Below are 25,181 nucleotides of genomic sequence, written 5' to 3'. Positions count from 1 at the left end.
CGTGATCTATGCCTGCACGGCACGGCTGGAGGAACGCGACATGCGCCTCGACCCCCTCCCCAACAAACCCCTCCTGCGCGACCTCGCCACCTCCATCGCTCCGCCAGACGAAAGACCGCCCGAGCCGGTGGAGGGGAAGGCGGCCTGATGGGCAAGATCCCGCTTTCCATCGCGACCGGCCGCTATGACCGCGTCGCGGCCCTGCGCGACGGCTCCGTGCCGATCGAGGGGGTCGATCCCACTTGGCTGGAGCTGGAGCCGGAGGAGCTGTTCTTCCGCATGGCCCGGAACCAGGAATTTGATGCGGCGGAGATGTCGCTCAGCACCCATCTGATGCAGGTGGTGCGGGGCTCCTCGGCCTATGTCGGCCTGCCCGTTTTCCTCTCCCGCGCCTTCCGGCACAGCGGCTTCTACATCCGCACGGACCGCGGCATTGCCTCGCCCGCCGATCTGCGCGGGCGCGTGGTGGGCGTGCCGGAATACCAGATGACGGCATCGGTCTGGCAGCGCGGCCTGCTCTCGGACGAGTATGGCGTGCCGGCCAGCGCGATTTCCTGGCGCACGGGCGGGCAGGAGCAGCCGGGGCGGGAGGAGCGCTCGCCCTTCACCCCTCCGCCGGGCACCGAAATCCGGCGCATCCCGGATGACAGGACGCTTTCCGGCATGCTGGCGAGCGGGGAACTGGATGGGCTGATCACCGCGCGTCCACCCTCTTGCTTCCTGGCCGGCGCGCCAAATGTCGCACGGCTTTTCCCCGATCCGCGCGCGGCGGAGAAAGACTGGTTCCGCCGCACCAGGCTGCACCCGATCATGCATCTGCTGGTTCTCAGGCGGAGCCTGGCGGAGCAGCATCCCTGGCTGGCTTCGAGCCTCTACAAGGCCTTCGTCCAAGCCAAGCAGCGCGCGCTTCTGGCGCTGGACCGCGGCGCTGCCCTTGCCGTCACCCTGCCCTGGGTGGCGCAGGAACTGGCGGAGACGCGGGCGGTGCTCGGGCCCGATCCCTGGCCCTATGGGCTGAAGGAGAGCCGCCAGGATCTGCTGGCGCTGATCCGCTATTCCTATGAGCAGGGGCTGATCGACCGGGTGGTCGAGCCGGAGGTGCTTTTCGCGCCTTCCACCCTGGCCAGCGCCATCACGTGACGGAGGCAGAGGCGCCAGGCTGGGTCGGGCGCCGTGTTTCCCGCATCGAGGATGGCGCGCTGTTGCGCGGGCGCGGGCAGTTCGTGGCCGATATCGTACGACCGGGCATGCTGCATGCCCGCTTCGTCCGCAGCCCCGCCGCGCATGGAAGGCTGCTCGGATTGGATACCGAGGCGGCGCGGCGCGCCCCCGGCGTGCGGGCCGTGTTCACGGCCGAGGAGTTCCGCCCTCATCTGACCTCGCCCGAGCTCGCCGTGGCGATGCCAGCGGGCGCGATCCGGTATGTCGTGAACCCGCGCGTGCTGGCGACGGAAGAGCTGTGCCATGTGGGCGAGGCGATCGCGCTGGTGGTCGCCGACACCCCGCATCAGGCGGAGGATGCGGCGGCGCTGGTCCGGCTGGACATCGAGACGCTGCCGCCCGTGCTGGATCCTGAGGCGGCGCTGGCACCTGGTGCGCCTCAGGCACGGCTCGGCTGCGCCGACAACCTGCTGGCCAATTTCACGGTAGCCTATGGCGAGGTGGCGCGCGCCTTCGAGACGGCCGCGCATGTTTTCCGGGACGGCTTCCGCCTCCACAAGGGTGGCGGCCATTCGGTAGAGACGCGCGGTGTGCTGGCGGAGCACGACCCGGTGGACGACATGCTGACCGTGTGGTCCTCCGCGCAGATGCCGCACCGGAACAAGGGCGTGATCTGCGCGGCGCTGGGCAGGGCGGAGGATCGGGTGCGGGTGGTGGCGCCCGATGTGGGCGGCGCCTTCGGGCCGAAGTTTGTTTGTTACCCCGAGGACGTGGCCGTGCCCCTGGCCGCGCTGCTGCTCGGCCGTCCCGTGCGCTGGATCGAGGATCGGCGCGAGAATTTCGTCGCGACGACGCAGGAACGCGATCAGGTCTGGGAGGTGGAGGTCGCCGCGGACGGCGAGGGGCGTCTGCTCGGCTTGCGCGGGCGGCTGCTGCATGACCATGGCGCCGACACGCCCTATGGCATCGCCCTGCCACAGAACTCAGCCACGAATCTGCTCGGCCCCTATGTGCTGCCGGCCTATCGGCTGGAGATTTCCGTCACCCTGACGAACAAAGTGGCGGTGACGCCGACGCGCGGCGCGGGCCGGCCGCAAGGCACCTTTGTGATGGAGCGCATGCTGGACCGCATCGCGGATGAGCTATCGCTCGGGCGTGCGGAAGTGCGGCGCCGCAACCTGATTCCGCCTTCGGCCATGCCCTATCGCACGCCGCTGAAGACGCGGGACGGCGCGGCCATGATCTATGACAGCGGCGACTACCCGGCCTGCATGGCGGATGCGCTGCGGCTGGCGGGGTACGAGGCTTTCCGCACCCGGCAACGCGCTGCGCGCGAGGCAGGGCGGCATATCGGGATCGGCCTGTCCAATTACGTGGAGGGAACCAGCCGCGGGCCCTTCGAGACAGCGGCCATCAGCATCGGGCCCTCGGGGCAGGTGGTTCTTGCGACGGGAGCCTCGGCGCAGGGACAGGGAACCGCGACAGTGCTGGCCCAGGTCTGTGCCGAGGTGCTGAATATGGACCCGGCGCGGATCACCGTCCGGGCGGGCGACACGGCGGCGATCGCCCAGGGCCTGGGTGCCTTCGCCAGCCGGCAAGGGCCGGTAGCAGGGGCCGCCGTGCTGCAGGCCGCCGGGCAGGTGCGGGAGAAGGCATTGCTGGCGGCGTCGCATCTGCTCGAAGCGGCGCCGGAGGATCTGGAACTCGTGAACGGTGCCGTGCGGATCCGTGGCGTTCCCGCGGACCGGCTTTCGCTGGGGCAGGTGGCGCAGGCACTGCAGGGTATGCCGGGTTTCCCGTTGCCGCCGGGCCTGTCGCCAGGCCTGTCCGCTTCCGTGGCCTGGCAGCCGTCATCGCTGAGCTATGCCAACGGCACCCATGTGGCCGAGGCGATGGTGGACCCGGAGACCGGGAAGGTGACCCTGCTGCGCTATGTCGTGGTGCATGATAGCGGGCGGCTGCTGAACCCGGCACTGGCAGAGGGGCAAATCCTCGGTGGTGTCGTGCATGGGATCGGCCATGCGCTGCTGGAGGAGATGCAGTACGACACAGCGGGGATCCCGACCACGTTCGGCTACCCCGCCTATCGCCTACCTTCCGCGCCGATCCTGCCGCGGATCGAAATTCATCATCATGAGACACCAACACCCCTGAACCCGCTCGGCGCCAAGGGGGTGGGTGAGGGGGGCACGATCCCGGCGGCCGCCGCGATTGCCGCCGCCATCGAGGACGCGCTGCGCCCCACCCGGATCCGCATCACCCAGCTGCCGATCACACCGCGTCGGCTGCGCGCGCTGATTGCCGCCGCATGAAGCCGGCCGCATTTCACTATCACGCGCCGCGGACGTTGCCCGAAGTGCTGGCGCTGCTGGAGCGCTATCCCGAGGCGCGGCCGCTTGCGGGTGGCCAGTCGCTCATGCCGCAGATGAATGCACGGCTGGTCGTTGCGCCGCATGTGGTGGACCTGAATCGGGTGGAAGGGCTCGACGGGATTGAGGAGGACGAGGGCAGCATCCGGATCGGCGCCATGGTCCGTCAGGCCGAGCTGCTGCGGTCGCCCCTGCTGCGCCGGCATCTACCCGTCCTTGTCGAAGCGGCTGGGCTGGTGGGGCATATCGCGACACGCAACCGAGGAACGCTGGGCGGAAGCCTCTGTCAGCTCGATCCCTGGGCGGAGCTTCCGCTGGCGGCGATGCTGCTGGATGCCGAGTTGGACCTGGCTGCCTCATCAGGCACGCGGCGGCTGGCCATCAGGGACTTCATGCAGGGGGCGGGCCGCACGGCGCTGCGCTCGGGCGAGTTGCTGACCCATCTGCGCTTCCCAATCCCAGAGGCGGGAACGCGGCAGGCCTTTGTGGAAATCGCGGACCGGCCGAATGATCCGGCGGAGGCCGCGGCCGCCGTGTCGCTCGTGCTGGATGCAGCCGGGGAGGTGACGGCGGCGGCCCTGGCGGTGTGCGGACCGTTCCCCGTGCCCATGCGGCTGCTGGCGGCGGAGGCGTTGCTTCTTGGGCGGCTGCCTGATGCCAATGCCTGGCGATTGATATGTTCCATCCCGTTGCCCGGAGCGGCGGATCCCGATCGGGAAGCCATGGTCCGGGTCGCGCTGCGTCGGGCGCTGGAAAGGGCGGCTGCATGAGCGAGGAACGGTTTCGGATCGCGGTGACTGTCAATGGCTCGCCCAATCAGGCGGAGGTGCCTGCACGGCTAAGCTTGGCCGACCTGTTACGCGACGAGTTGCGCCTCACCGGCACGCATCTCGGCTGTGAGCACGGAGCCTGCGGCGCCTGCACGGTGTTGGTCGACGGAATCTCAGCACGTGCCTGCCTGATGCTGGCCGTGCAGGCCGACGGCCGGAGCATCACGACCGTGGAGGGGCTGGAGCAGGCCGGCCGGCTGCACCCGCTGCAACAGGCGCTGTCCGACCATCACGGGCTGCAATGCGGGTTCTGCACACCGGGCGTGCTGATGACCCTGGTGGAGTTGCTTGAGGCCTCGCCGGCACCCAGCGAGGCGGAAATCCGGATGGCGCTGGCTGGTCATCACTGCCGGTGCACCGGGTATCAAGGTATGGTGGAGGCGGTGCTGTCGCTGTCGGGCCGCGTATTACCGGGCGGGTGAGCGGCCTGTTGGCATGACCAGCCCGCCTGAGGTCGATCCCGGCCACATGAATGAATCGATGTTAGCTCCGGGGGAAATGACGGCAAGGCGGATTTGGGCGGTCCTCCGATACCAACCCGCGGCGCAACGAAACTGCCCGAGCCTGGAGAAGCAGCAATCCATAAGGGGCCTCCCTGTGGGACCGCTATCGGTGGGCTGCTTCTGCACGCGAGCTAGGTTCTGTGGCGCGTTCCCCGGTTGCCCGAGGCGGAGCTAGCTTGTCATGCCGCCCATCCCGGGGGCAGGCGGCGTGCCACCGGTGATCGTGGCGAGCCCCCGTGCCCGGTCGGCGGGCATGTTGAGGTGCACCTTGTCATCCACCGTGTCGATACTGCTCACGGGCAGATAGTGGTGATGCTGCCCACTTCCGTCAGGGTCGTCCGCCTTGGTCAGTTTGATACGATCGCCCTCCACCTCGTCGACGGTGCCGACATGCTGGCCGTCGCTGCCAACGACCTCCATGTGCTCGCGGATCTTGGGGGCGTTACCACTCATGTGCATCCTCCATGGCTGCAAGCTGGCAGGCGCTGGTGAAACGAGCCAGCGCACGATCGGATGCAGGCATTCCGCAGCTTCTGCCAAATCCGAAGGAACGCCAGGACGTATTGGTGGCCGTCCGTTGCTCTGCCCGCTTCCCGTACTGCGTGGCTCTAACTCTCAGAGCAGGTCCTCAATCCGGATCGGCAGGTCCCGGATACGCCGGCCGGTGGCGTGCTAGACAGCGTTCGCGACGGCGGCATTCATGCCGACGATGCCGATCTCCCCGACCCCCTTGATCCCCAGCGGGTTCACCTGATGGTCCTGCTCGGGAACCATAATCACCTCAATGCTGCGCACATCGGCGTTCACAGGGATCAGGTACTCCCGCAACAGGTCGAGCAGGGTGGTCCGGACATCAACCGCTAGGCGTTGCTCGGTACCGTTCACCTTCAGGATGATGTTCATGGGCCCTCCATCGCGTCTTAGAAGAGGGTCAGGCCGCGACCTCCAATGCGAAGGCTCCGGCAGCAACGCGGCAACGCGGGAGCGTTCCGTCGGCCTCTCCAGGGATGGTGGCCTGGACCTGCATGCGGAGCGTCCTTTGATGCGAGCGGCGGCCCGTCCAAGCGTGGCTACTTCGCCCAAACGCAGGGAGGCGGCAGCGGATGCGGCCCGCCGTGGGCGGCGCGGCGACGGTTAGGACGGCCCCCGTCCGCCATGATCCGGTTGCTAGGGCGAACGGGCTGGTACCGCTCCCGTGCTTGCGCCCAGGGCTGGAGCGCCGACCATCGCGGGTGCCTTGAAGGCCGAGCCGGTGGCTCGGCCCAGCACGGTGGGCCACCCGTCTGGAAATAGGGATCTGTCTGCGAGATGCGCGCCCAGCGCCGTGCCTGCAAGCACGCATGGCGGCAGGGCGCCGACCGGGCCACTGGCTCGCCCGCTGGTTACTCGGGACGGCGTCTAACGTTTCCTATATTAGAACGATAGCGGGTGTAATAATCAGAGCTGATGATGGTACGCCTTGTAGGTTCATTTAACATTCGGCCATGGAGGCTGCTGAAACATCGTTGGTGATCTTGGATCGTGGCATCCGTCAGCTTGAGGTTCGGATCGCTGAGCAGGAAGGCCGGATTGCCGATCTGAAGCAGGCCGGGAATACCGAAGCTTTGATCGCTGCGACGAGTGTCCTCCTCGTCATGAAGGATCATCTCCGGCTGTTTCGTGATGATCGGGATGACGAGCTGGCTTGGCTGAGCGAAGAAGGAAGGGGGGCGCCTTCGGTTCCATCCATGTGTCCCGAAGACCCGTCTGTCCGGTGCCCCTAGCTCATCCAGAGTAACTTCTGATGAACGACGACATGGGGAGATTGGGCTCGCGCTCCCCGCAAGTTCCGGCGCAAAAGCGGCCTCTCAAGCAGCGGCGAAGGCGGCGATGTCCCGGCGGGGGGGCACCGGAGAGGCACCCTAATCTGCCGATTTCTCTATGGCTTCTGAGAAATTGAGGGAGGCTCACACCCTATGTGCTACATTCGGGTGCCACAAATTGCCCTCGCTGCAAATCGTTCGGCACGGTCGTGAGGACCTGCCGATGTGCTTGATCCGCTGCAGTTCGACCTCCTGCATATCGGCTCGCCAGGAACCTAGGTGGACAAGGCTACAAGGTCCGATACGGGTGGTTAGAACCTCTCCTGGACATTGGTGCGTAGATCAGTCGTGAGGCCGTTACAGGGTAGGACCCGAGGCAGGGTGAGGTCATGCCATTGGACAGGGGCGCCCTGCTTGCCCGCGGCAGCCTGATCGTGTGGCTCTCGGAAGTGGCGATGATGGCCTGGAGGGCAGCGCCGCGCACGACCCGCGGCGCCAGCCCCACTACTCCGGACTAGGCCCCCAGCCTGAAAAGGCCCAGATCAGGACATCACAGGACGAGCCCTGCAGGAAGGCGCTGCAGGGCTAAGTGAGCAGTTCATGGGCCACATGTGATCGGCCGGTTTCGAGCTGCGTTTCGTCACGAAGGTTGAACTGGGCTATTGGTGAGACGCCTCGCCCTCCACTCCTGCGTTTCTGCAAGTTCCAACAGGATATTCACTGCCAAGCGCGCTACGGCCATGGTCGCCCGCGATGAGGGACGGTTCAGCGGCATTGCCAAGGACACCGTACGCCGAAGGCTAGGCTCGACAATGCGGAAGGTATGGAGTTCCGGCAGATCGGCACTGTTTGGCGGCGCCACGAAATGCCGGGCAGCGAGCGAGCAGACCGTCGAGCCATGACCTCGGCGCACCAGCTCAAAGATCTGCGGCGAGGCATCAATCTCGATTGCGATGTCGAGCGGCACGCCATGGCGGCGCGCGGTGGTCTCGACCAAGCTTCGAAGCCCATGCTCCGGGCCTGGCATAACCAGTCGCAGATGGCGCAACGCCTGCATCGGTATCTCACTGTCCCCGCTTAGAAGATGCGACAACAGCGACGGTTCGTAGGTTCCGAGGTAGAGATCCTCCTCGAGGATCGGCTGCACGGAGGCTCCACTATCCGCCGGCGCATCGTTTCCGAACAGCAGGGATGCGTCCAGCGTCCCCTCGCGCAACCAGCGTGTGAGGTAACCCGACATGCTCTCCACGATGCGTAGCCGAACCTGGGGCAGCTCGCGAAGGCAGGTCTCGATCAGCGGCACACTCAGAATGCCGATGAGCGATCCGGGGACTCCCAGCCGCACTACGCCGGAGGGCGGCTTGTCCCGCCCGAGAATGCTGGCCTTCGCATCCTCGGCTTGCTTCAGGATGGCGTAGGAGTGCACCAGGAACTCCCGACCCTGGTCGGTCAGTGCCAATCCGCGAGCCCAGCGCAGGAAAAGCGTGGTCCCGAGCTCAGCCTCAAGATTTTTCAGCCTCGCGCTGAGCGCGGGTGGGCTGCTGTTGAGGTTCTTCGCCGCCGCCATCAGGGAGCCAGCTTCGGCGATGGCGACGAATGCGCGAAGGTCCCTAAGGTCCATGGTCCTGCCGAGGTGAAGGGACGTCTTTGTCCCTCCATCCCTTCATCCGCTCAAGCCTCGCCCACCAGGCCCGATGGACGCTGCCCGACTCCCTCCACCCTCCTCAACCCGTCCCGGCTGTCAGGCCGGGGCTGTCCGCCCCCAGTTCACGGCGCAGCTCGTCCGTGTGCTCCCCAACGGCCGGGGCCGGGCGGCGCAGGGCGGCGGGCGTCGCTGAGAAGCGCGGGATGACGTTGTGCATGGGGATCGCTCCCATATCCTGGTCCGCCACCTCGATAATGGCCTCGCGCCCCTGCACATAGGGATGGTCGAGCAACTCGGCGACGGAATGGACCGGTCCCACCGTCACCCCTGCCGCATCGAAGAGCGCCAGGTTCTCCGCCTGGCCGCGCCTGGCGACGAAGGCGCCGATGATAGCGTCCAACTCGTCGCGGTTCGCGACGCGCGCCGCATTGTCGATGAAGCGCGGGTCGGTCTTCAGCTCCGGCCGGCCGATCGTGTCGAAGATGCGCTCCGCCATGGATTGCATGGAGCCGGAGAGCGCGACATAGGCGCCGTCGGCGCAGGCATAGACGTTGCGCGGCGCCGTGTGTGAGGACTGATTGCCGGACCGCATGGTCGGCCGGCCGGTCAGGCGCACATGCGCCGCCTCAGCCCCCACCATGGCGTGGATCGGCTCGAACAGGGAGAGGTCGATCACCTGCCCAGGCGCCTCACCCCGTTCCACCGCGCGGAGCGCTGCCAGGATGGCGGAGGCGCCATAGAGACCGGCCACCATGTCGGCCATGGCCAACGGCGGTAGGGTTGGCGGCTTGTCCGAATGGCCGTTCATGAAGGCCCAGCCAGACATGGCCTCCACCAAGGTCCCGAAACCCGGCCGCAGCCGCCAGGGACCGGTCTGGCCCCATCCCGAGATGCGGAGGATGACGAGACCCGGGTTGCGCGCGTGCAGGACGTCCGGCCCCAGTCCCCAGCGCTCCAGCGTACCGGGCAGGAAGTTCTCGACGAGGACCTGGCTGCTGTCGATCAGGCGCAGCAGCAGCTCGCGCCCCTCGGCATCGTGGATGTCCAGTGCCACGCTGCGCTTGTTCCGGGAATAGACCTTCCAGAAAACCTCGATGCCCTCGACACGCCAGCTGCGAAGATCATCCCCCTTGCCGGGGCGCTCGATTTTGATCACGTCCGCGCCATAGTCGGCGAGGACGTGCGTGGTCATATTGCCGGCCACCAGGCGCGACATATCGACAATCCGCACCTTGTCGAGCGGCCCCCGGCCATCCGGCGCGAACTGCACTATTCCTGCCATGCCCTTTGCCTCAATCCATCACGATCAGTGGCTTGATCTCCTCAAGCCGATGCATGCGTTCCAACGCCGTGTTGACCTCATCCAGCCGGTAGCGGCCCGTAATCATCCGTCCGAAGGGGATGCGGTCGATATGCGCCGAGGCGAATTGCAGCGCCTTCCAATAGGACTTCACGTCACCCGAGAAGGAGCCGGTAATGCGGATGTTCTTCTTGACGATGGTGGACGGACTGAAGGTGGTCGTGCCGCCGCCCAGCTGCCCGACGGTGACGTAGCGCCCGCCCTTCCTGACCAGATCGATCCCCTCGCCGAAGGCATCGGGATGGCCGGTAAACTCCATGACCACATCCGGGCCGCGCCCCTCCGTCAGCGCCCGAATCTCGACCGCGCGCTGCGCATGCGTCGTGCCCTGGATCGTGAAGGTGTGGGTAGCACCGAACTCCCGCGCCAGGGCCAGCCGGTCATCCGGCGCGCCGATGACGCTGACGCTGCGCGCCCCGGCGACGCGGGCGACGGCGGCCGCAAGGATGCCGAGCGGGCCGGCGCCCTGGATGGCGACATGCTCAGACGGATCGATGCCCCCCAGGTTGTCGAAGGCGTTCATCACCGAGCGGAAGGCGCAGCTGCACAGGCTGGCCACCGCGTCGTCCAGATTGTCCGGCACACGGACGCGGCCCGATTGCGGCAGCACATAGCCGTATTCCGAGAAACCTCCCAGGAGGTAGGGCGGCTTCTCGATGTTCTCATACATATAGGCGCGGCGATTCTCGCAGAGCGTCGGCTGCCGAGCCACCGTGCACCAGTAGCAGTTCCCGCAGGCCGTGTGGGTCCAGAGGATGCGGTCGCCGATGGCGAGGGGCTGGCCGACGCTGTCGCGCTCCGCGCCTTCCCCGATGGCGACGATGCGCCCGACCATTTCATGCCCTAGGATTACGGGCAGATCGACGGCCAGCGAGAGATTGCCGCGTGAGAGGTGCACATCCGTGCCGCAGATCGAGCAGGCGGTGGTGCGCACGATCAGCGCGCCGGGCTCTGGCCCCCGGGGGATCGGCACGCATTCGATCCTCACCGGCCTCCCCATTTGCCGGACCACGGCCGCGCGGGAGAACTCGGGAAGGGTGGCGGTGTCGCCGGTCATGGTCATGGTGTCCAGGCGGGTTAGAGATGGCGGAACCAGAGGGTGGCGAAGGGCACGAAGGTGATGATGGCCTGCCCGATCAGCGCCGCGGCGAAGAACCAGCCGAGATAGGGCAGCATGTCCCCAAGCCGCACCTTGGCGGCGCGGGCGGCGACGTAGAGATTGGCCGCCATGGGTGGGGTCAGCAGTCCGATCTCGAGATTGGTCGCGATGATGATTCCGAAATGGACCGGGTCGATGCCGAAGCGCTCGGCCGCCGGCGCAAGCAACGGGCCCATCAGCAGGATGGAGGCGTTCGTCTCCATGAAGGTGCCCACCAGCAGCAGCACGACATTCACCGTCAGCAGGAAGGCGATGGGGCTCTCGATATAGGTCGCCAGCCACACCGCGATGTCCTGGGGCACTTGGTTCAGCACCATCGCGCGGTTGAACACGCCCGTCATGGCGATGATGACCAGGATGCTGGAACCCGTGATGGCCGCGGAGCGGAAGGAGCGTGCGAAGGCCGCCCGGTCGAGCAGCCGCCGGACCAGTGAGACGGTGATGGCGTAGATGCAGCCAACGGCCGCCGCTTCGGTCGGCGTCATGATGCCGCCATAGATGCCGCCGAGGATGACGACGGGTAGAAGAACCGCGGAGAGCGAGTTCAGCAGGATGCGCGAGGGCCGCTGGCGCTCCAGCGGTCCCTCATTGCCCTGGAGCTTCGCCTCCACGCCATTCGTCAGCAACCGGCGCGACAGCACGGCGTGTACGAGCAGGAAAAGCACGGCCATGAGAAGGGCCGGCAGCATGGTTGCCGTAAAGAGCTGCGAGATGGAGACCCCGACGGTCGCGCCGTAGAGGATGAGCGGGATGGAGGGCGGCACCAGCACGCCGAGCAGCCCGGCCGAGGAGGTCAGTGAGGCCGTGTAGCCGGGGGGATAGCCGCGCTTGGCCATCTCGGGGCTGACGATGCCGCCCACGGCCGCAACGGTGGCGACCGAGGATCCGGTGATCGCACCCATCATGGCGGAGGCGGCGACGGTAATGTAGCCGAAGGCGGCACGGATGCGTCGCAGCATCAGATCCGCCAGTCTAATGAGCTCGGCGGCCATGCCGCTGCAGTTCATCAGCTCCCCGGTCAGCATGAAGAGCGGGATCGCCACCAGCGGATAGCTGGAGATCTCCTCATAAGGAATGTTGCTGAGGCCAGATACGGAGACACCGAAGGTCTCCATCTGCAGGAAGACGACGAGCCCGAAGGTGACGGCAAGCGGTGCACCCAGGACCAGGAAGAGGGCCATCAGCCCGAAGGTCAGTGCCATGGATCGAGCCCCCCGAGAGGCCGCCCGGCCAGCGCACGCCATATGTCCATGGCCGAGTGGAAGGTCATGAGCACGGCACCCATGAGTACGAAGCCCGCAGGGATGGCGATTGGCGTGCCGAAGTCGATCAGTCTCTCGCCGGAGGACCGCGCATAGTCAAAGAGGTCCCACGCCAGCGCGATGAAGGTGAGCCCGAAGGCCAGTGTCAGGAGTGCGGCGATGGCCTCCAACCCGCGCCGCAGGGGCCCCGGCTGCAGCATTTCGACAATATCGGCGGTCAGATGGCGGCGGAGATGGCTGCACAGGGCGCCGCCCACGAAGGTGAGCGGCGACATCGCGACCATCGCCCATTCCCCGGTGTCGCTGACGGGCAGGTTGAAGGTGCGGATGAGGACCGACAAGCCAACCGCCCCGATGGCGACCGTCAGGGCCGTGACCACGACCACCCCTTCGATCCGGGCAAGGACGCGTTCGCCGCGCATCACGTGGTCGAGCAGCGAAGGATGGTCCGGCGCCACCTCGGCACCGGGCGTCAGGCGGGTGCCGACCACAGGCGCCACTCCGTCCGGTGCCATTGCCTAATCACTCTGCCTTGGCTGCTGCGGCCATCTCGCGCCGCAGCTCGGCCAGGCGCTCCGCGCCATAGACGGATTCCAGCTTCTGCCAGCCGATTTGTCCGATGCGTGCGAACTCGGCCATCGCCTCCGGGCTTGGCACGGTGATGTTGACACCGCCCGCCCGGAGCTTCTGAAGGAACTCCTCATTCGCCGCGCGGTTCAACGCATTGCCCTGCCGCGCCGCGTCCAGAGCGGCCTGCCGCAGGATCGCGCGCTTGTCGTCCTTGAGGCTGTTCCAGAACCGGGCGCTTACAGTGACGGCGCCCATGGCATAGACATGGTTGGTCAGCGTCATGTAGCGCTGGGCCTCGAACAGGCGCGAGTTGTAGGTAATGCTGGCACCGTTGTCCTGACCATCAACCGTGCCCTGTTGAAGAGCGACGAAGAGGTTGGGCATCGGCATCGTCACGGCCTGGGCCCCGGCAGCCTCGAAGAAGCTGCGGATCGCGGCGGAGCCAGGCACGCGGATCTTAAGGCCTCGCAGGTCGGCCGCCGTGTTGATCGGCTGGCGCGAATTCGTGACCGCGCGAAAGTCCAGCTCGAAATAGGCCAGGGCAATCATGTTGTGCTTGGCCAGGGTGCCGGTCAGCGTCCGCTGAAGGATCCCCTCAGGATTATAGAAGATCCTGTCGACCTGCTGCGTGTTGGTCGCGATGTAAGGCAGGTAGTGGATATCAAGCAGCGGATCGAGGCCCGACAGCGATCCGATATTCAGGAAGGCGAAGTCGAGGCCGCCGCGGCTGAGGTCCCGGCCCAGTGCCTCATCGCCACCGAGCTGGCTGTTCGGGAAAACCGTGATGTCGATCTCGCCATTGGTGCGCTCCTTCACCAGTCGGGCGAAGATCTGGCTTGCTTCGTCCGCGGCGTTGCCCTGCGCGAAGACATGGCCCAGGCGCGCCCTGGCCGCCGAGGCCGTTTCCAACGGGATGGCGCAGGCAAGAACTGCCAGGACAACAAGGATTAACCTTCTCATGACGTCCTCCATACTCGACTTTGCTTCTTGACGAATTGCGGCCCTTTGGCCGGGTTCCCGGTAGAGCTTCGACGTCAGCAGGGCATCGGTGAAGGTCGGAATTCGTGAAGTTGCCTTCCGGAAAGCGGAACGGAGACCGGCCCCGTTCCACATTCGAGGCGAGGCGTCATGCCGGCGCTATCCCCCGCCTTAGTCCGGCTTGATGCCTGCTACCTGCACCAGCTCACTCATCCGGGCCCTGTGCTGGGCCAGCCAGGCCGTGAAATCCGCCCGGCTGCTGCCCACGGTCTGCGCCCCGAGCTGATCCAGCCGCTGGCGGACCTCTGGAAGGGCGAGGGCGGCCCGGGCGGCCTCGCCGATCTGGTCGAGCACGGCATCTGGCGTGCCGGCGGGGGCATAGAGCCCAGCCCATTCATTGATGTCGAAGCCCGGATAGGTCTCTGCAACGGCCGGGATACCGGGCAGCGGCGCGATGCGGGAGATGCTCGAGACCGCCAGGGGGCGCAGCTTTCCGTCTTGGACCAGGGCGAGCACGGCCGAAACGGAGGCGAAGGTGAAGCTGATCTGGTTGGCCAACAAGTCCTGCACCGCCGGCCCGCCACCGCGGTAAGCTACCTGCGTGACATCCATCCCGGCGTGCCAGGCCAGGGAGGCGCAGGCGAGATGTCCCGCTGAACCATTGCCCGGCGTACCGTAAGTGAGCGTTCCAGGCTGCCTCTTTGCCAGCGCGACCAGCTCCGCGACGCTGTTCACGGGCAGCGAGGGATGCACGGCCAGGATCTGCGGCGAGACGGTCAGCTGCGTGATCGGCGCAAAATCCCGCGTGTAGTCGAAGGACAGGTTCCGATAGAGTGCGTGGTTCGACCCGTGGGCCGCCGCATCCACCAGCAGATTGTAGCCATCCTTCGGGGCGCGTGCGATTTCGGCGGCGCCGATCGTCCCGGTCGCGCCGGGCCGGTTCTCCACCACCACGGGCTGGCCGAGCGACTGCGTCATGGGCGTCGCGATCAGCCGCGCCGAGGCATCCGTGCTGCCGCCCGGTGCATAGGGTAGGACGATGCGGATAGGCCGCTGCGGCCAGGCGCCCTGGGCCCGCGCGGCGGGAAGCGGGAAGGCCAGCGCGGCCATGCCCGAGAGCAGGCCGCGGCGCCGGATTTCCAGGTTCATCATTTCCTCCATTGTATTCACGGGCAGTCGTCTGCGCGGCTCTCCCCGCCAAGGTGGCTATCCTGCCAAGGCCAGGATCTCCTCCGCACGGCGAACGACCGGCGCGTCCACCATCTTTCCGTCGATCGGGAAGGCGCCGCGTCCCTCTGCCCGGGCTGCGGCATCGGCCGTTACCACGCGGCGCGCCCAGTCGAGCTCCTCCGCCGTGGGGGTGAAGGCCTCGTTCAGCGGCCCGACTTGAGAAGGATGCACGATCAGCGCGCCGCGGAAACCCAGGCGCCGCGCACGGCGCGCCATCTCCGCGAAGGCGGGGATGTCGGAATAGGCGCCAATGCTTCCGACGAAGCCCAGCGGCAGGATCCCCGCCGCGCGCGCCGCACAGAGCACGGCATAATTCGGCGTGAGCAGCGTATCCGGCTCCGGCACCCCTCCCATCGCCGCGGAGTAGTCCTCCGGGCCCAGTGTCATCGCCGCGACGCGCGGATGCGCCCCGGCGATGGCTGGCAGCACGAACAGGGCCCCCGGCGTCTCTACCTGCAGAATCAGCCTGATTCCGCCGGCGGGCAGGCCTCGCTCCCGCTCCAGCTCCGCCACGGTTTCGGCCACGTCTCGGACGAAACCCGCATCTTCCACTTTTGGCAGCACCAGGGCCGTCAGGCCCGGCTGCACCGCAGCTTCCAAATCCTGCCCGATATACCTGAGGTTGTGGTTTACGCGTATCATCGCCGCCGTGCCATTGCGGGTGATACTGGCGATGGAGTCGCGAAGCATCGCGCGCCCCTCCGGCTTCCTCTCCGCAGGAACCGCATCCTCCAGGTCCAGGATCACGCCGTCCGCGCCGCGCTCATGCGCGCGGGCGATGTAGCGTTCGATATGCGCGGGCACGAAGAGAAGTGAGCGCCAGCGCGGCGCAGTAGGCGTGGTCATGCGGCGTGGTTCCATGTGGTTCTGCCGGGCGCGGCAATCGCCGCCTCGGGATGTAAGGCTCGGTTTTCGGACCCTCAGAGTGTCGCAATCCTGCCATTGGTCAAAGCGGTCAGGTTATCAACTCCCGGCTATACCGCGAGAGACCCGCGAGCATGCAGTGTCGGCTCGCTGATCTTAACCCCACTTCCGGCAGAGGGAGGGGCAGTGCGGGGCGCCGATTCGTGCTTGGCCAGGATCTGCCCCGCCTCGCCAATCGGTTCTTTCAGCTTTCGCGCCAAATATGCCGGCGTGGAAGGTGCTGTCGCGCATGGTGTGGAAATGGACCGACCAAGATCAGCCGCTCCACGTCCTGCCCGGCCAGGTCGCGCCCAGCCCAGGCCTCCCAATCCACCTTCCACTAGGTGCGGCTAACCACGTCCTCGCCTACAGCGTTCTCGGAACAGCGCCATTCCCGAGTGCCGCCGCTCTCGACGTCGGCCATGCGCACACCGCTCCGGCAGCCCTCCGGCTCCCCCGTCACCCAACCCCTTCGAGGCACAAATCTCCACGGCACCGTAACCGCCCCAATCCCGGCCACTCCACGAAATCGGGGCAACGCTTTTGCAGTCCAGGCCCGCAGCGCTGGCGATCATTAATCATCGACGAATATGGGAGCATCGGTGCCGTCGACGGTGCCCGCAGAATTCAACGAGGACCGACCGAGAACGAGGAAGGATCAGATTTGGCAATGAGGCACCACCCTGCTCCATCGGGTGCCGGCGAGCAGCCTGCCCAGAAGCTCTCACGACAGGAGGAATTGTCTCTGGTGAGCCAATGTTGGGCCGCAAGGCAACGCTTCCAGTTGGCGGGGCTTGAGGCCGGGCCGTCTAGGTACAGCGTTTCCAGCCAGACCATCCCCGGCGCATCCGTGAGAGACAGGATCTCGGTGGCCCACGGCCACTTGCCTGGCAAGGCTGGGCGGGCGAGGGCGATGGCTCCTCTCGAAACCGCACGGCGGTAGCCCTTCAGGAAGTGGGATTCCAGCCGCACACCAAAGGTGCCGCCCTGCACCCCGAAGAGGGTCTCAAGGACCGTCATGTCGCAGCCGCCGGGCAGGATCAGTTCCGTAGGGAAAGCCATGGTCATGCCTAGGAAGGTGCCAGCCCGGGCAAACAGATCTATCTCGAAGAAGTAGCCCAACGCGCGCATCCGCCTCGCCGTAGACTGGATGCTGGTCACCTCGCTGCCGCGAGGCATGGCTCGCCAGTGTTGTGCCAGAACTGACCAGACGCCGGCCGCCTCGGCATAGCCGGGCTGGGATGCTGCCCAGTGTCGTTCCAAATCTCTCCCGATCCCTCGGCCACCATCCCTCCTCGCCTGCTCGATCATACGCAGGATCACCTCCTGCGCCCCTACAGCACCCCAGGAGACGATATGGGCGAGGTGATGCCCCCGAGAGGAGGAATCTAAGTAGGTCTGCAGCATGTAGCCGACGCCTTGCGCCACCAACCCGCCCTGGCTCTGGCCGGTCAGTACGACCTCGCCGCCATGCTCCATGTCTTGAGCGTAGGCTGCGGCATCACGGATCAGTTGCAACGCAGCGGCAGATGTGAACTGCGCGCGGCCGAAGGTCAGGCCTGATGCCCAGGTCCGAAAGTCTCGGTGCTCGAAAACATGCGTACCGGCGATTGCGTAAATGCGATGGCGTGGGCGCCCGCTCTCCGGGCGGGCTTCGAAAGCTATGGCCGCGAAGCCGCTGAACGCGTCGGCATAGAGCTTGACCGGGCGATAGCCGGGCAGCTGTCCAGGATCTGATTCGAGGCTGGCACTTCCGGCTTCATCCTCCGCTGCCGGCAGGCGCAGGTCATAGGCCATGTCGGCCGCGATGACCGTCGCTTCGTCGAGCTGCCAGAGCGACGGCATGCGGGACCGCGGATCCCGCATGACATCCGAGGCACTGCGGCCGGGTAGGTACAGTGTTGCCGCACTTCCTTCCGGGAGGCGCAGGTCCTGAACGGGGCCCAGGTGGAGCTGGACGCGGAGCTGCCGGCCCGAGCCCTGAACAGTAGTGCGGATTCCGTAGCGAGACAGGATGTCGCGTGCGAAGGGCGCCAGGTTGGTGATCGAGAGCGTTAGAGGCCGAGTGTCATTGCTGAAAGGCTGAAGAGCCGCGCTGCAGCGCTCCTCGGCAGCGACGGCGGGGCCGCCCGCCGGTTCGTGGCCGGCCAGCGTGGCTGCCTGGGAGGTGCTTGGTGAGAATGCTAAAAGCGTGACCAGCGCCAGCCGGCTTAGCCGTGCGGTGATGGGCATTGCAGATAAAGATAAAGTAGAAGCCAACCTCATGCACATTCCTGGTCGCCTGGGACGTCCTAAGCTCCGGTGGCGGCATAAGGGCTTGCCAGATCCAGCACCAGGGGAGCGACCGCGAGGGGCCGTCGGGGCTCGCGTCAAGTGGCCGGTTTCGCTGGCCAGGACATGGCTGTAGTTTCCGGAATCGGTGAGGCGAGAATCTGGGATGGATCGCGTGGCCTCCGACCTTGGTGCATGGATCGGTCTTGAGGCTGTTGCAGGGTAGGATGTGGGGCGGGGCGAGGCCCTGCCATTGGACAGGGGCGCCCTGCTTGCCCGCGGCTAAGCGGGCTCTAACATCGCCTGGCTGCCTCGGCACCCAGCGCCCCAGATCGGCCATGCTGCAGTCGGATCGCGTGTTCGGGACGCAGTACCCAGGTACCACCAACTGCGCTGCCGAGAAGGATGCTGAACCTGGCTGGATTCCAAGCCGAAGCTGCATTCTCGGAAGCAGCCGCACTCGGTCCAGGTCACCCGGAACGCGCCGCGCCTTAACCCGCGACCGGCTGCTGCAGGAACTTCGGCACTCACACCCACTCAGTAATCAGGAACCTCCCCGAGAACGTGCCCAATCTCCTGCGCCGCGGCCCTCAGCAGAAGGAGCACCTCCCCGCGACGGGGCTGACGCAGTCGGTCGGAGGTCGTGGCAACGCTCACCGCCGCTATGATGCGTCCGGCTCTCGACAGGACGGGAAGGGCAAGGCCTGTCATCCCGGGCGTCAGGCCATCCGCCAGTACATAGCCGCTCTCGCGGGCTGATCGGACGAGATCGCGGATCATCTGCTCGCTAATGTTGCGACGGTCTCGTGCCCGAATGTTCTCGGGGTCGGCCAGGATACGGTCGATTTCGTCATCTGACGGCAGAAATGCCAGGAGGGCGAGGCTGCCGGATCCGACGCCAAGGGCGTTCCAGTCACCCGGCGTCAGGGGCAACGCGCGGATGGGGAATGGCCCCTCCTGACGCGCCACACAGAGCGCCAGTGCGCCGACGCGGATGCTCAGATAAGCGGTGTCGCCGGTGCGCTCGGCTAAAGCCCGAAGGGCAGGAGTTGCCCGCTCCACCATGCTGTGCCGGTCCCTGGCGGCAGCCCCCCAGGTCGCTAAACGGAAGCCGAGGAAAAAGCGTCCGTCCGCGCCGGCCTGAACAAAATCGTGCTGGACGAGGCCGGCGAGGAGCCGGTGGACCGTGGCTTTGCTGAAGCCGGTCGCGCGCACGAGGTCGGTGAAACGAAGGCCGCGGCCGCGTGCCTCGGTCAGCGCATCCAGGACCGCCCTGGCCCGTCCGAAAGTCTGTTCGACGCCGCGGTCCCCCGGGGCGACTGCGGGGACGGGCAGCGTTGCTTCAACCTCGAGCATCGTAACAGATCACTTGACGTGCTCCTTCGGACGGTGTTCCGTAAAAGGAACAATAGTTCCGTTAAACGGAAAAGTCCAAGCGTCGCCTGAGGGGGAACTCTCACGCGATGCGGGCAAGGAGGAGGCGTCATGCGGAGGAGAGTTTTGCTCGGGCAGATGCTGCTCGCCGGCGGGGCCGCCATTGGCGGAGTGCGCCCGGCCGCTGCCCAGCCGGCGAATTCGATCCGGATCGTCGTGCCCTTTCCGCCCGGAGGGACAACCGATGTTTTTGCCCGCCTCTTCGCAAGCCGGCTCGGCCGGGAGACAGGACGGGCGGTCATTGTCGACAACCGCGGCGGTGCCGGCGGGCTGATGGGCGGGACCGAGGTGCACCGCGCAACGCCGGATGGCACTACGCTCATCTTCCACAGCCCAACCTCAGGAATTGCCGGCCCTATGGCCCGGCGCATCCGTCCATACGATCCCATGAAAGGCTTCGAGCCGGTCTCGGTTCTTGGCTTCACCCCCATGGTGCTTTCGGTGAACCCGAAGCTCGGGATCACGACGCTGCCCCAGCTCGTCGCCCTGCTGAAGCGCGAGCCGGGCCGCCACTCTTTCGGCAGTTCCGGCATCGGCGGTGTGCCGCATCTCACGGCCGAGCTGCTGAAGCTTCGCACCGGAGGGCTGGAGGTCACGCATGTGCCGTATCGCGGTGCAGCGGGTGCCATCCAGGACACGATGGCTGGCAACCTGACCTTTGTCATCGACACCTTCGCGCCGCTGCTGCAACTGCACCAATCCGGTCAGTTGCCAGCCATCTGCGTGCTCGGCGAGGAGCGCGCGCCCGTAGCGTCTGAGGTTCGCACAGCGCGAGAGGATGGCATCGATGTCGTCACCCGCAACACCAACTGGCTGGCAGCTCCGCCGGAGACGCCTGCCACCGTCCTCACGGCGCTGGCCCGTTCTTCGGCCGCTGTCATGGCCGATCCGGGAATGAAGGCAGAGCTTGCGAAGTTCGCGTACGAGGCCGTTGTTCAGCCCGATCCCGCTCAAGCCAGGTTGTTCCTGCAGTCCGAGACCGAGCTCTGGGGCTCGATCATCCACGCGACCGGCATTGAGCTGGAATAATCCAAACCGTCCAGGAGAATCCCGTGGCGCGCCTGCCATACGCCGATCCGAACCGCCCCGAAGTCGCCGACATCACCGCCCGTATCGTGAAAGAGCGTGGAAGCGTCCTGCATCTCTACGCCATGCTGCTGCATAGCGCGCCGGTCGCGGAAGGCTGGCTGCGCTTCTTGACGGCCATCCGGCACGAATGCGCTCTGCCAGGTGACGTGCGGGAATTGGTCATCATGCAGGTGGCGCATCTGAACCACGCGCCCTACGAGGCGGAGCAGCATGCGCCTATCGCGCTCCGGGAGGGGCTGTCCGAGGTGCAGATCGCCGCCTTGCCGAACTGGGCATCCTCGGACGCCTTCGGGGAGCGCGAGCGGGCGGTGCTGGCCTACTGCGACATGATGACGAAAAACATCCATGTGGGCGACGCTGTCTTCGCGGCGGTCCGCCGCCACTTCGACGAGCGGCTGATGGTGGAGCTGACCGCCACCATCGCGGCCTACAACATGGTGTCGCGCTTCCTGGAGGCGATTGGAATTTCCTCGACGGACAGCATGGAGGTTGCCCGATGAGTGGCGGGCCGTTCTCGCTGGAAGGCAAGATTGCCTTGGTGACCGGCTGCGGCTCGCAGGCCCCCGGCTGGGGCAACGGGAAGGCGATCGCCGTCACCTTCGCGCGCCGCGGCGCGACCATCTATGGCGTCGACCTGACCGAAGCGGCCGCGGAAGAGACGCGGCGGATTGTGGAAGGGGAGGGCGGGCGCTTTCTCGTCGGCGTGGGCGATGTCACGGACCGCGCCACAGTGGAGCGACTGGTGGCGGATTGTCGCGAGCGCCTCGGGCGTATTGACGTGCTGGTGAACAATGTCGGCCTGTCGCTGCCCGGCGATCCCGCCACCATGTCGGAGGAGACCTGGGACGCGCAGATAGACGTCAACCTCAAGAGCGCCTTCCTATGTTGCAAGGCAGTGCTGCCGGTGATGGAAGCGCAGGGCAAGGGCGCGATCGTCTCGATCGCCTCCACCGCGGCTATCCGTTACACCGGCAAGCCGCAAGCGGGCTACGCCGCTGCTAAGGCCGGGCTGGTGCAATTCAGCCGGGTGGTGGCGGTGGACTACGCGCGCCGCGGGGTGCGTCTGAACTGCGTCCTGCCAGGGCTGATGAACACGCCTCTGGTGGAGAAGGTCGCGCAGCAATTCGCGAGTGGCGAGACCGGGCTGGATCGGGACGCCTTCTACCGCCGGCGGCACGAGCAGGTGCCGATGGGGCACATGGGCGAGGCCTTCGACGTGGCGAATGCCGCGCTCTTCCTGGCCTCGGACGAGGCGAAATACATCACGGGTACCGAAATCCTGGTGGATGGCGGGCTCTGCGCGGCGGTGCGGGGATGATGCACCAATCCGTGGGAACCGCCTCGGCAACGGAGCAGCCCTCCCTTATCGCGGCCGAGGCAGATCGCCGGTCGCCGAGCAGGTGCGCTCTGTTGGGCGCATCATCAGAGGCCTTGGCCTAGCGGTGGCGACGCTGGACGAGGCTCGCGGGAACATCTCGCTCAACGATGGCAACAAGGTTGCGTTTTGACATCAGGCCAGGGGACAGGGGCGATGCTCAGATTGGACGGCCGGGTGGCCATCGTGACAGGCGCCGGTTCGGCCGGCCCCGGCTGGGGCAACGGCAAGGCGACAGCAGTGCTGCTTGCGCGGCAGGGCGCGAAGGTCTTCGCGATCGACAACCGCGCCGAGGCCGCCGAGGAGACGGTTGGGATCATCCGTGGGGAGGGGGGGGACGCCACACCCCACGTCGCCGATGTGACCATCTCGGCCGAGGTGGCAGAGGCCGTGGCAGCTTGCGTCCGGACCTATGGTGGGCTGGACATCCTCGTGAACAATGTCGGCGGCTCGCATCCCGGTAGCGCGGAGAGCATGTCCGAGGAGGACTGGGACCGGCAGCTTGACTTCAACCTGCGCTCCGCCTTCCTGGGCTGCAAGCACGCCCTGCCGGAACTGCGCAAGCGGGGACGGGGTGCGATCGTGAACCTCTCCTCCATCGCTGCCCTGCGGATGAGTGCGGAACGGCCGCATATCGCCTACAGCGCGACGAAGTATGGCATCCTTGCGCTAACGCGCTCCGTCGCGATGGATCAGGCGCGTCACGGCATCCGCTGCAACACGGTGGTGCCAGGCCTCATGCACACGCCGCTCGTGGAGCACCGCCTCGTGCGCCAGCTTGGTGCCAACGACGCGGAGGCGCTCATCGCGAAGCGCAACGCCCAGGTGCCCATGGGGAAAATGGGCGACGCCTGGGACATCGCGCACGCCGTACTCTTCATGGTCTCTGACGAGGCCAAGCATATCACCGGCACGGACCTGGTGGTGGATGGCGGGATCTCGGCCGCGATGCCGTAGCGGCGATCGCCGGCAGGACCGGCAGGGCAGGGAGGAAGGAAGCGTGAAAAACATCGTGACGAGCCGGCTCCTGGGGCGCCGAGCGGCGCTCCTGGCCGCTAGCGGGTTAGGTCTGGTCTGCACGGCGCGGGCCCAGGCGCAGGAGCGGTTTCCCAGCCGGCCGTTGACCCTGGTGGTGCCGACACCCGCTGGGGGCGGCACGGATTTCGCTGCCCGGCTAATTGCAGAGCCACTCAGCGCCGCCTTGGGGCAGCCTGTGGTGGTCGAGAACCGGCCGGGCGGCAACGACGTTATCGCCCTGATGTACGTCTCCCGGTCGCAGGCCGATGGGCACACCCTCCTCATGGGGTATTCGGGCACCATGGCGGGGCGGGCCGCAATCGACGGCACGGGCAGCGTCAGCACGGTGAACGACTTCGTGCCGATCGGTCAGGTGTCGGACACGCCGCAGCTCTTCGTGGTTCATCCCTCGCTGCCGGTGCGGACGCTTTCAGAGTTCATCGCCTACGCCAAGGATAATCCCGGGAAGATCAGCTACGCCTCGGCCGGGGCGGGCTCGATGCACCATCTCGGGACGGAGTTGCTGAAGGCGGAGACCGGGATCGACATGCTGCACATCCCCTATCGGGGAACCGGGGAAACGATCGCCGACCTGATCGCCGGGCGCGTGCAGTTCTACATGAATTCCCCGCCGCCGCTGGTGCCGCTGGTGCGGGACGGCAAGGTGCGCGCGCTCTGCGTCAGTTCCAACGAGCGCCATCCCGGTCTGCCGGACGTGCCCTCGCTGGTGGAGGCCGGTATGCGGGATCTGCCACTAAACGTCTGGTTCGCGGTGTTCGCGCCGAAGGGCGTGCCCGCCTTCGTACAGCAGCGGCTCGCCGCAGCGCTCCAGGGCGTTCTAGCCGATGAGGGGGTGCGCAGGCGGGCCTTTGAGGCTGGGTCGCTCGTGCGGTTTGCGGGACCGGACGAGGTTGGGGGCCGGCTCCGATCCGAGATCGCCGGGTGGCGGGAGACCGCGCGCAAGGCCAACATTCGGGTGGAGTAGTGAAGGCGGGGCGGCTGGGTTTGGACGCTGATGCTCGGCCGTCGTTGCCGGAACGCTCTTCACCCCGTCACGGGGCAGGTGAAGCTGAAGCAGCCACGCGACCTGCACCTGGCGCCCACCATCACCTACGGCAACGGGCGGCCGATCCCGCTCACCGACCGCGGCGCGCTGGTCAGTGCCAGCCTGCAGGCCAAGCGCGAGGCCCTGGCCGCCCATGACAAGGCCGAGGAAGAGCGCCGGGACCGGGAGCGCCTGGCCAATGGGCAAGGCAGGAGCGTCGCGTGGCCGTCCGCGTCACCCATCCCACCGGCTCCATGGACTGGTCATCCGTGCGGGCGTGGCGGCTCTGGCGCAGCGGACGGAGAAGAGCAGCGCCGAGGAAATGAGCCCGGTAGAGGCCTATGACGCCGGCCTGCGGATGGCGGCTAACGTCGCGGCTCGCCTGGCTGTTGCGAAGGCGCTGAGGAAGCCACTCGGCGAGGATCCAACTGGCTTTGCGCGGGCGGCTGTCACGGAGGCCTGCGGAATGTTCGAAATTAGCCCCCAGGCCTAGGCACAACCGCAGCCTGGATCAGGGGGGCACCTGAACCCCGCACCGGGGTAGCAACAGATAGACCTTGTTCCCGTTTAACGTCAGTTACCGGGTGCCTCTCTGCTGCGGCATAGGGACCGTAGGTGAAAACGAGAAGAACAAGGCGCCCTCTGGGAGACTGGCCATGGGTAAGATGAGCCGGGAACAACGCTTCGACATGCGGGTGCTAGCCGCTGTGGCGCTGCTGATTTTGGTCACATCGATCGTTATGCTCACCTTCGCCAGCGACATGTTTTGGGCGGCCCTCGGGTAGGCCTAGCGACAGCTAGGAGGCGCAGCCCGGGAAGCCGAGGCGCAGGCGATGCTGACGGACCTGGTGCACGAGGCGCTGTCGATCCTGGCTTCAGGAGGAGAAGCGTCCCGCGCCTTTGCCGCCATGGAAGCGGCTGAGGCCGTCGAGATCGTCAATTAGCGGGAAAAGTTTGGCCCATTCGCGTCGGGCGCGCTTAGTCAGGGGCCGTCTTTGGGGGATGACCAGTCAGTGACTGCGGCACAGCGAGCAGGCCCGCCCGGCGTTACGTACCCATCCGCCGACGGCCGCCTTCCCTGGCCTGGGTGCCCGCTGATCTTACTGACGTTCGTAAGAGTGTCGGTAAGGGCAGGTGGGTGGGATGGAGATCATCAGCGGGGTCGAGCGGCGTCGGCG

25 protein-coding genes are annotated in these 25,181 nt (G+C 66.6%); 13 read left to right on the top strand and 12 right to left on the bottom strand.

The window, feature by feature from the left end:
• The first annotated feature begins 147 nt into the window (after nt 1-147).
• Genes ACO1BU_RS29125 through ACO1BU_RS29110 form a run of 4 tightly spaced genes read left to right on the top strand, consistent with a single transcriptional unit; the run spans nt 148 to nt 4,782 of the window.
• Nucleotides 148-1,140 (top strand): substrate-binding domain-containing protein, encoded by a 993-nt coding sequence (locus ACO1BU_RS29125; protein ID WP_424139471.1) that lies wholly within the window; start codon nt 148-150, stop codon nt 1,138-1,140.
• Complete coding sequence (locus ACO1BU_RS29120) at nt 1,137-3,473, top strand: xanthine dehydrogenase family protein molybdopterin-binding subunit (RefSeq protein WP_424139470.1); 2,337 nt, start codon at nt 1,137-1,139, stop codon at nt 3,471-3,473. The genes ACO1BU_RS29125 and ACO1BU_RS29120 overlap by 4 nt, the downstream gene beginning before the upstream one ends.
• A complete protein-coding gene (locus ACO1BU_RS29115) occupies nt 3,470-4,300 on the top strand; it encodes an FAD binding domain-containing protein (RefSeq protein ID WP_424139469.1) in 831 nt (276 codons plus the stop codon). Before ACO1BU_RS29120 ends, ACO1BU_RS29115 begins: the two co-directional genes overlap by 4 nt.
• Nucleotides 4,297-4,782, top strand: a complete 486-nt coding sequence (locus ACO1BU_RS29110) for a (2Fe-2S)-binding protein (protein WP_424139468.1) — start codon at nt 4,297-4,299, stop codon at nt 4,780-4,782. Before ACO1BU_RS29115 ends, ACO1BU_RS29110 begins: the two co-directional genes overlap by 4 nt.
• Nucleotides 4,783-5,034: 252 nt before the next feature.
• Here ACO1BU_RS29110 and ACO1BU_RS29105 read toward each other — a convergent pair whose 3' ends face one another.
• Both ACO1BU_RS29105 and ACO1BU_RS29100 read right to left on the bottom strand, forming a co-directional pair.
• Entirely contained in the window at nt 5,035-5,316 is a 282-nt protein-coding gene (locus ACO1BU_RS29105; protein ID WP_424139467.1) for a DUF2171 domain-containing protein, read from the bottom strand.
• A 219-nt stretch (nt 5,317-5,535) separates the two neighbouring features.
• Entirely contained in the window at nt 5,536-5,766 is a 231-nt protein-coding gene (locus tag ACO1BU_RS29100) for a hypothetical protein (protein ID WP_424139466.1), read from the bottom strand.
• Between the two features lie 581 nt (nt 5,767-6,347).
• On the opposite strand from ACO1BU_RS29100, the gene ACO1BU_RS29095 reads away from it, so the two are divergent.
• Together ACO1BU_RS29095 and ACO1BU_RS29090 are read left to right on the top strand one after the other, a co-directional pair.
• Complete coding sequence (locus ACO1BU_RS29095; protein ID WP_424139465.1) at nt 6,348-6,626, top strand: hypothetical protein; 279 nt, start codon at nt 6,348-6,350, stop codon at nt 6,624-6,626.
• A 428-nt stretch (nt 6,627-7,054) separates the two neighbouring features.
• Complete coding sequence (locus ACO1BU_RS29090) at nt 7,055-7,183, top strand: hypothetical protein (RefSeq protein WP_424139464.1); 129 nt, start codon at nt 7,055-7,057, stop codon at nt 7,181-7,183.
• 122 nt (nt 7,184-7,305) lie between these two features.
• Here ACO1BU_RS29090 and ACO1BU_RS29085 read toward each other — a convergent pair whose 3' ends face one another.
• The 10 genes from ACO1BU_RS29085 to ACO1BU_RS29040 form a co-directional block, all read right to left on the bottom strand.
• Complete coding sequence (locus ACO1BU_RS29085) at nt 7,306-8,286, bottom strand: LysR substrate-binding domain-containing protein (RefSeq protein WP_424139463.1); 981 nt, start codon at nt 8,284-8,286, stop codon at nt 7,306-7,308.
• Between the two features lie 103 nt (nt 8,287-8,389).
• The gene (locus tag ACO1BU_RS29080; protein WP_424139462.1) at nt 8,390-9,592 is read right to left on the bottom strand and encodes a CaiB/BaiF CoA transferase family protein; all 1,203 of its coding nucleotides are present in this window, start codon (nt 9,590-9,592) and stop codon (nt 8,390-8,392) included.
• A 10-nt stretch (nt 9,593-9,602) separates the two neighbouring features.
• Nucleotides 9,603-10,727: a zinc-binding dehydrogenase gene (locus tag ACO1BU_RS29075; protein ID WP_424139461.1), complete on the bottom strand. Its 1,125-nt coding sequence runs from the start codon at nt 10,725-10,727 to the stop codon at nt 9,603-9,605.
• A 20-nt stretch (nt 10,728-10,747) separates the two neighbouring features.
• Nucleotides 10,748-12,031 carry a TRAP transporter large permease gene (locus tag ACO1BU_RS29070; protein WP_424139460.1) on the bottom strand — a complete coding sequence of 428 codons (1,284 nt, stop codon included), beginning with the start codon at nt 12,029-12,031 and terminating at the stop codon, nt 10,748-10,750.
• Nucleotides 12,022-12,606, bottom strand: a complete 585-nt coding sequence (locus ACO1BU_RS29065) for a TRAP transporter small permease (protein ID WP_424139459.1) — start codon at nt 12,604-12,606, stop codon at nt 12,022-12,024. The genes ACO1BU_RS29070 and ACO1BU_RS29065 overlap by 10 nt, the downstream gene beginning before the upstream one ends.
• A 7-nt stretch (nt 12,607-12,613) precedes the next feature.
• Nucleotides 12,614-13,621, bottom strand: coding sequence for a TRAP transporter substrate-binding protein (locus tag ACO1BU_RS29060; RefSeq protein ID WP_424139458.1), 1,008 nt, complete (start codon nt 13,619-13,621; stop codon nt 12,614-12,616).
• 189 nt (nt 13,622-13,810) lie between these two features.
• The gene (locus ACO1BU_RS29055; RefSeq protein ID WP_424139457.1) at nt 13,811-14,788 is read right to left on the bottom strand and encodes a Bug family tripartite tricarboxylate transporter substrate binding protein; all 978 of its coding nucleotides are present in this window, start codon (nt 14,786-14,788) and stop codon (nt 13,811-13,813) included.
• Between the two features lie 57 nt (nt 14,789-14,845).
• On the bottom strand, nt 14,846-15,715 hold the full coding sequence (locus ACO1BU_RS29050; RefSeq protein WP_424139456.1) for an HpcH/HpaI aldolase/citrate lyase family protein: 870 nt from the start codon (nt 15,713-15,715) through the stop codon (nt 14,846-14,848).
• Nucleotides 15,716-16,399: 684 nt separating this feature from the next.
• Nucleotides 16,400-18,037, bottom strand: coding sequence for a hypothetical protein (locus ACO1BU_RS29045; protein WP_424139455.1), 1,638 nt, complete (start codon nt 18,035-18,037; stop codon nt 16,400-16,402).
• A gap of 543 nt (nt 18,038-18,580) precedes the next feature.
• On the bottom strand, nt 18,581-19,399 hold the full coding sequence (locus tag ACO1BU_RS29040) for an IclR family transcriptional regulator (RefSeq protein ID WP_424139454.1): 819 nt from the start codon (nt 19,397-19,399) through the stop codon (nt 18,581-18,583).
• Nucleotides 19,400-19,528: 129 nt separating this feature from the next.
• On the opposite strand from ACO1BU_RS29040, the gene ACO1BU_RS29035 reads away from it, so the two are divergent.
• The 7 genes from ACO1BU_RS29035 to ACO1BU_RS29005 all read left to right on the top strand — a co-directional run bounded on the left by ACO1BU_RS29035 (nt 19,529) and on the right by ACO1BU_RS29005 (nt 24,788).
• Nucleotides 19,529-20,506, top strand: a complete 978-nt coding sequence (locus tag ACO1BU_RS29035; RefSeq protein ID WP_424139453.1) for a Bug family tripartite tricarboxylate transporter substrate binding protein — start codon at nt 19,529-19,531, stop codon at nt 20,504-20,506.
• A gap of 23 nt (nt 20,507-20,529) precedes the next feature.
• On the top strand, nt 20,530-21,066 hold the full coding sequence (locus ACO1BU_RS29030; protein ID WP_424139452.1) for a carboxymuconolactone decarboxylase family protein: 537 nt from the start codon (nt 20,530-20,532) through the stop codon (nt 21,064-21,066).
• Entirely contained in the window at nt 21,063-21,884 is an 822-nt protein-coding gene (locus ACO1BU_RS29025; RefSeq protein ID WP_424139451.1) for an SDR family NAD(P)-dependent oxidoreductase, read from the top strand. Before ACO1BU_RS29030 ends, ACO1BU_RS29025 begins: the two co-directional genes overlap by 4 nt.
• Before the next feature lie 213 nt (nt 21,885-22,097).
• Entirely contained in the window at nt 22,098-22,898 is an 801-nt protein-coding gene (locus ACO1BU_RS29020; protein ID WP_424139450.1) for an SDR family NAD(P)-dependent oxidoreductase, read from the top strand.
• Between the two features lie 43 nt (nt 22,899-22,941).
• Nucleotides 22,942-23,943 carry a Bug family tripartite tricarboxylate transporter substrate binding protein gene (locus ACO1BU_RS29015; protein ID WP_424139449.1) on the top strand — a complete coding sequence of 334 codons (1,002 nt, stop codon included), beginning with the start codon at nt 22,942-22,944 and terminating at the stop codon, nt 23,941-23,943.
• 259 nt (nt 23,944-24,202) lie between these two features.
• On the top strand, nt 24,203-24,496 hold the full coding sequence (locus ACO1BU_RS29010; protein ID WP_424139448.1) for a hypothetical protein: 294 nt from the start codon (nt 24,203-24,205) through the stop codon (nt 24,494-24,496).
• A gap of 163 nt (nt 24,497-24,659) precedes the next feature.
• Nucleotides 24,660-24,788: a hypothetical protein gene (locus ACO1BU_RS29005; RefSeq protein WP_424139447.1), complete on the top strand. Its 129-nt coding sequence runs from the start codon at nt 24,660-24,662 to the stop codon at nt 24,786-24,788.
• Nucleotides 24,789-25,181 lie beyond the last annotated feature (393 nt).

Source organism: Roseomonas chloroacetimidivorans (assembly GCF_049629625.1).
Taxonomy (GTDB): Bacteria; Pseudomonadota; Alphaproteobacteria; order Acetobacterales; family Acetobacteraceae; genus Roseomonas; species Roseomonas chloroacetimidivorans.
The sequence above is the reverse complement of the archived record's forward strand: the minus strand, read 5'-3'. Positions and strand labels throughout refer to the sequence as shown.

What these genes read in the sequence shown, in the direction of transcription:
- ACO1BU_RS29065 (WP_424139459.1), bottom strand. Translation starts at nt 12,606, where the DNA reads ATGGCACCGGACGGAGTGGCGCCTGTGGTCGGCACCCGCCTGACGCCC.
- ACO1BU_RS29055 (WP_424139457.1), bottom strand. Translation starts at nt 14,788, where the DNA reads ATGAACCTGGAAATCCGGCGCCGCGGCCTGCTCTCGGGCATGGCCGCG.
- ACO1BU_RS29050 (WP_424139456.1), bottom strand. Translation starts at nt 15,715, where the DNA reads ATGACCACGCCTACTGCGCCGCGCTGGCGCTCACTTCTCTTCGTGCCC.
- ACO1BU_RS29085 (WP_424139463.1), bottom strand. Translation starts at nt 8,286, where the DNA reads ATGGACCTTAGGGACCTTCGCGCATTCGTCGCCATCGCCGAAGCTGGC.
- ACO1BU_RS29025 (WP_424139451.1), top strand. Translation starts at nt 21,063, where the DNA reads ATGAGTGGCGGGCCGTTCTCGCTGGAAGGCAAGATTGCCTTGGTGACC.
- ACO1BU_RS29035 (WP_424139453.1), top strand. Translation starts at nt 19,529, where the DNA reads ATGCGGAGGAGAGTTTTGCTCGGGCAGATGCTGCTCGCCGGCGGGGCC.
- ACO1BU_RS29105 (WP_424139467.1), bottom strand. Translation starts at nt 5,316, where the DNA reads ATGAGTGGTAACGCCCCCAAGATCCGCGAGCACATGGAGGTCGTTGGC.
- ACO1BU_RS29005 (WP_424139447.1), top strand. Translation starts at nt 24,660, where the DNA reads ATGGGTAAGATGAGCCGGGAACAACGCTTCGACATGCGGGTGCTAGCC.
- ACO1BU_RS29110 (WP_424139468.1), top strand. Translation starts at nt 4,297, where the DNA reads ATGAGCGAGGAACGGTTTCGGATCGCGGTGACTGTCAATGGCTCGCCC.
- ACO1BU_RS29100 (WP_424139466.1), bottom strand. Translation starts at nt 5,766, where the DNA reads ATGAACATCATCCTGAAGGTGAACGGTACCGAGCAACGCCTAGCGGTT.
- ACO1BU_RS29075 (WP_424139461.1), bottom strand. Translation starts at nt 10,727, where the DNA reads ATGACCGGCGACACCGCCACCCTTCCCGAGTTCTCCCGCGCGGCCGTG.
- ACO1BU_RS29040 (WP_424139454.1), bottom strand. Translation starts at nt 19,399, where the DNA reads ATGCTCGAGGTTGAAGCAACGCTGCCCGTCCCCGCAGTCGCCCCGGGG.
- ACO1BU_RS29060 (WP_424139458.1), bottom strand. Translation starts at nt 13,621, where the DNA reads ATGAGAAGGTTAATCCTTGTTGTCCTGGCAGTTCTTGCCTGCGCCATC.
- ACO1BU_RS29010 (WP_424139448.1), top strand. Translation starts at nt 24,203, where the DNA reads ATGGGCAAGGCAGGAGCGTCGCGTGGCCGTCCGCGTCACCCATCCCAC.
- ACO1BU_RS29020 (WP_424139450.1), top strand. Translation starts at nt 22,098, where the DNA reads ATGCTCAGATTGGACGGCCGGGTGGCCATCGTGACAGGCGCCGGTTCG.
- ACO1BU_RS29125 (WP_424139471.1), top strand. Translation starts at nt 148, where the DNA reads ATGGGCAAGATCCCGCTTTCCATCGCGACCGGCCGCTATGACCGCGTC.
- ACO1BU_RS29090 (WP_424139464.1), top strand. Translation starts at nt 7,055, where the DNA reads ATGCCATTGGACAGGGGCGCCCTGCTTGCCCGCGGCAGCCTGATCGTG.
- ACO1BU_RS29095 (WP_424139465.1), top strand. Translation starts at nt 6,348, where the DNA reads ATGGAGGCTGCTGAAACATCGTTGGTGATCTTGGATCGTGGCATCCGT.
- ACO1BU_RS29080 (WP_424139462.1), bottom strand. Translation starts at nt 9,592, where the DNA reads ATGGCAGGAATAGTGCAGTTCGCGCCGGATGGCCGGGGGCCGCTCGAC.
- ACO1BU_RS29045 (WP_424139455.1), bottom strand. Translation starts at nt 18,037, where the DNA reads ATGAGGTTGGCTTCTACTTTATCTTTATCTGCAATGCCCATCACCGCA.
- ACO1BU_RS29070 (WP_424139460.1), bottom strand. Translation starts at nt 12,031, where the DNA reads ATGGCACTGACCTTCGGGCTGATGGCCCTCTTCCTGGTCCTGGGTGCA.
- ACO1BU_RS29115 (WP_424139469.1), top strand. Translation starts at nt 3,470, where the DNA reads ATGAAGCCGGCCGCATTTCACTATCACGCGCCGCGGACGTTGCCCGAA.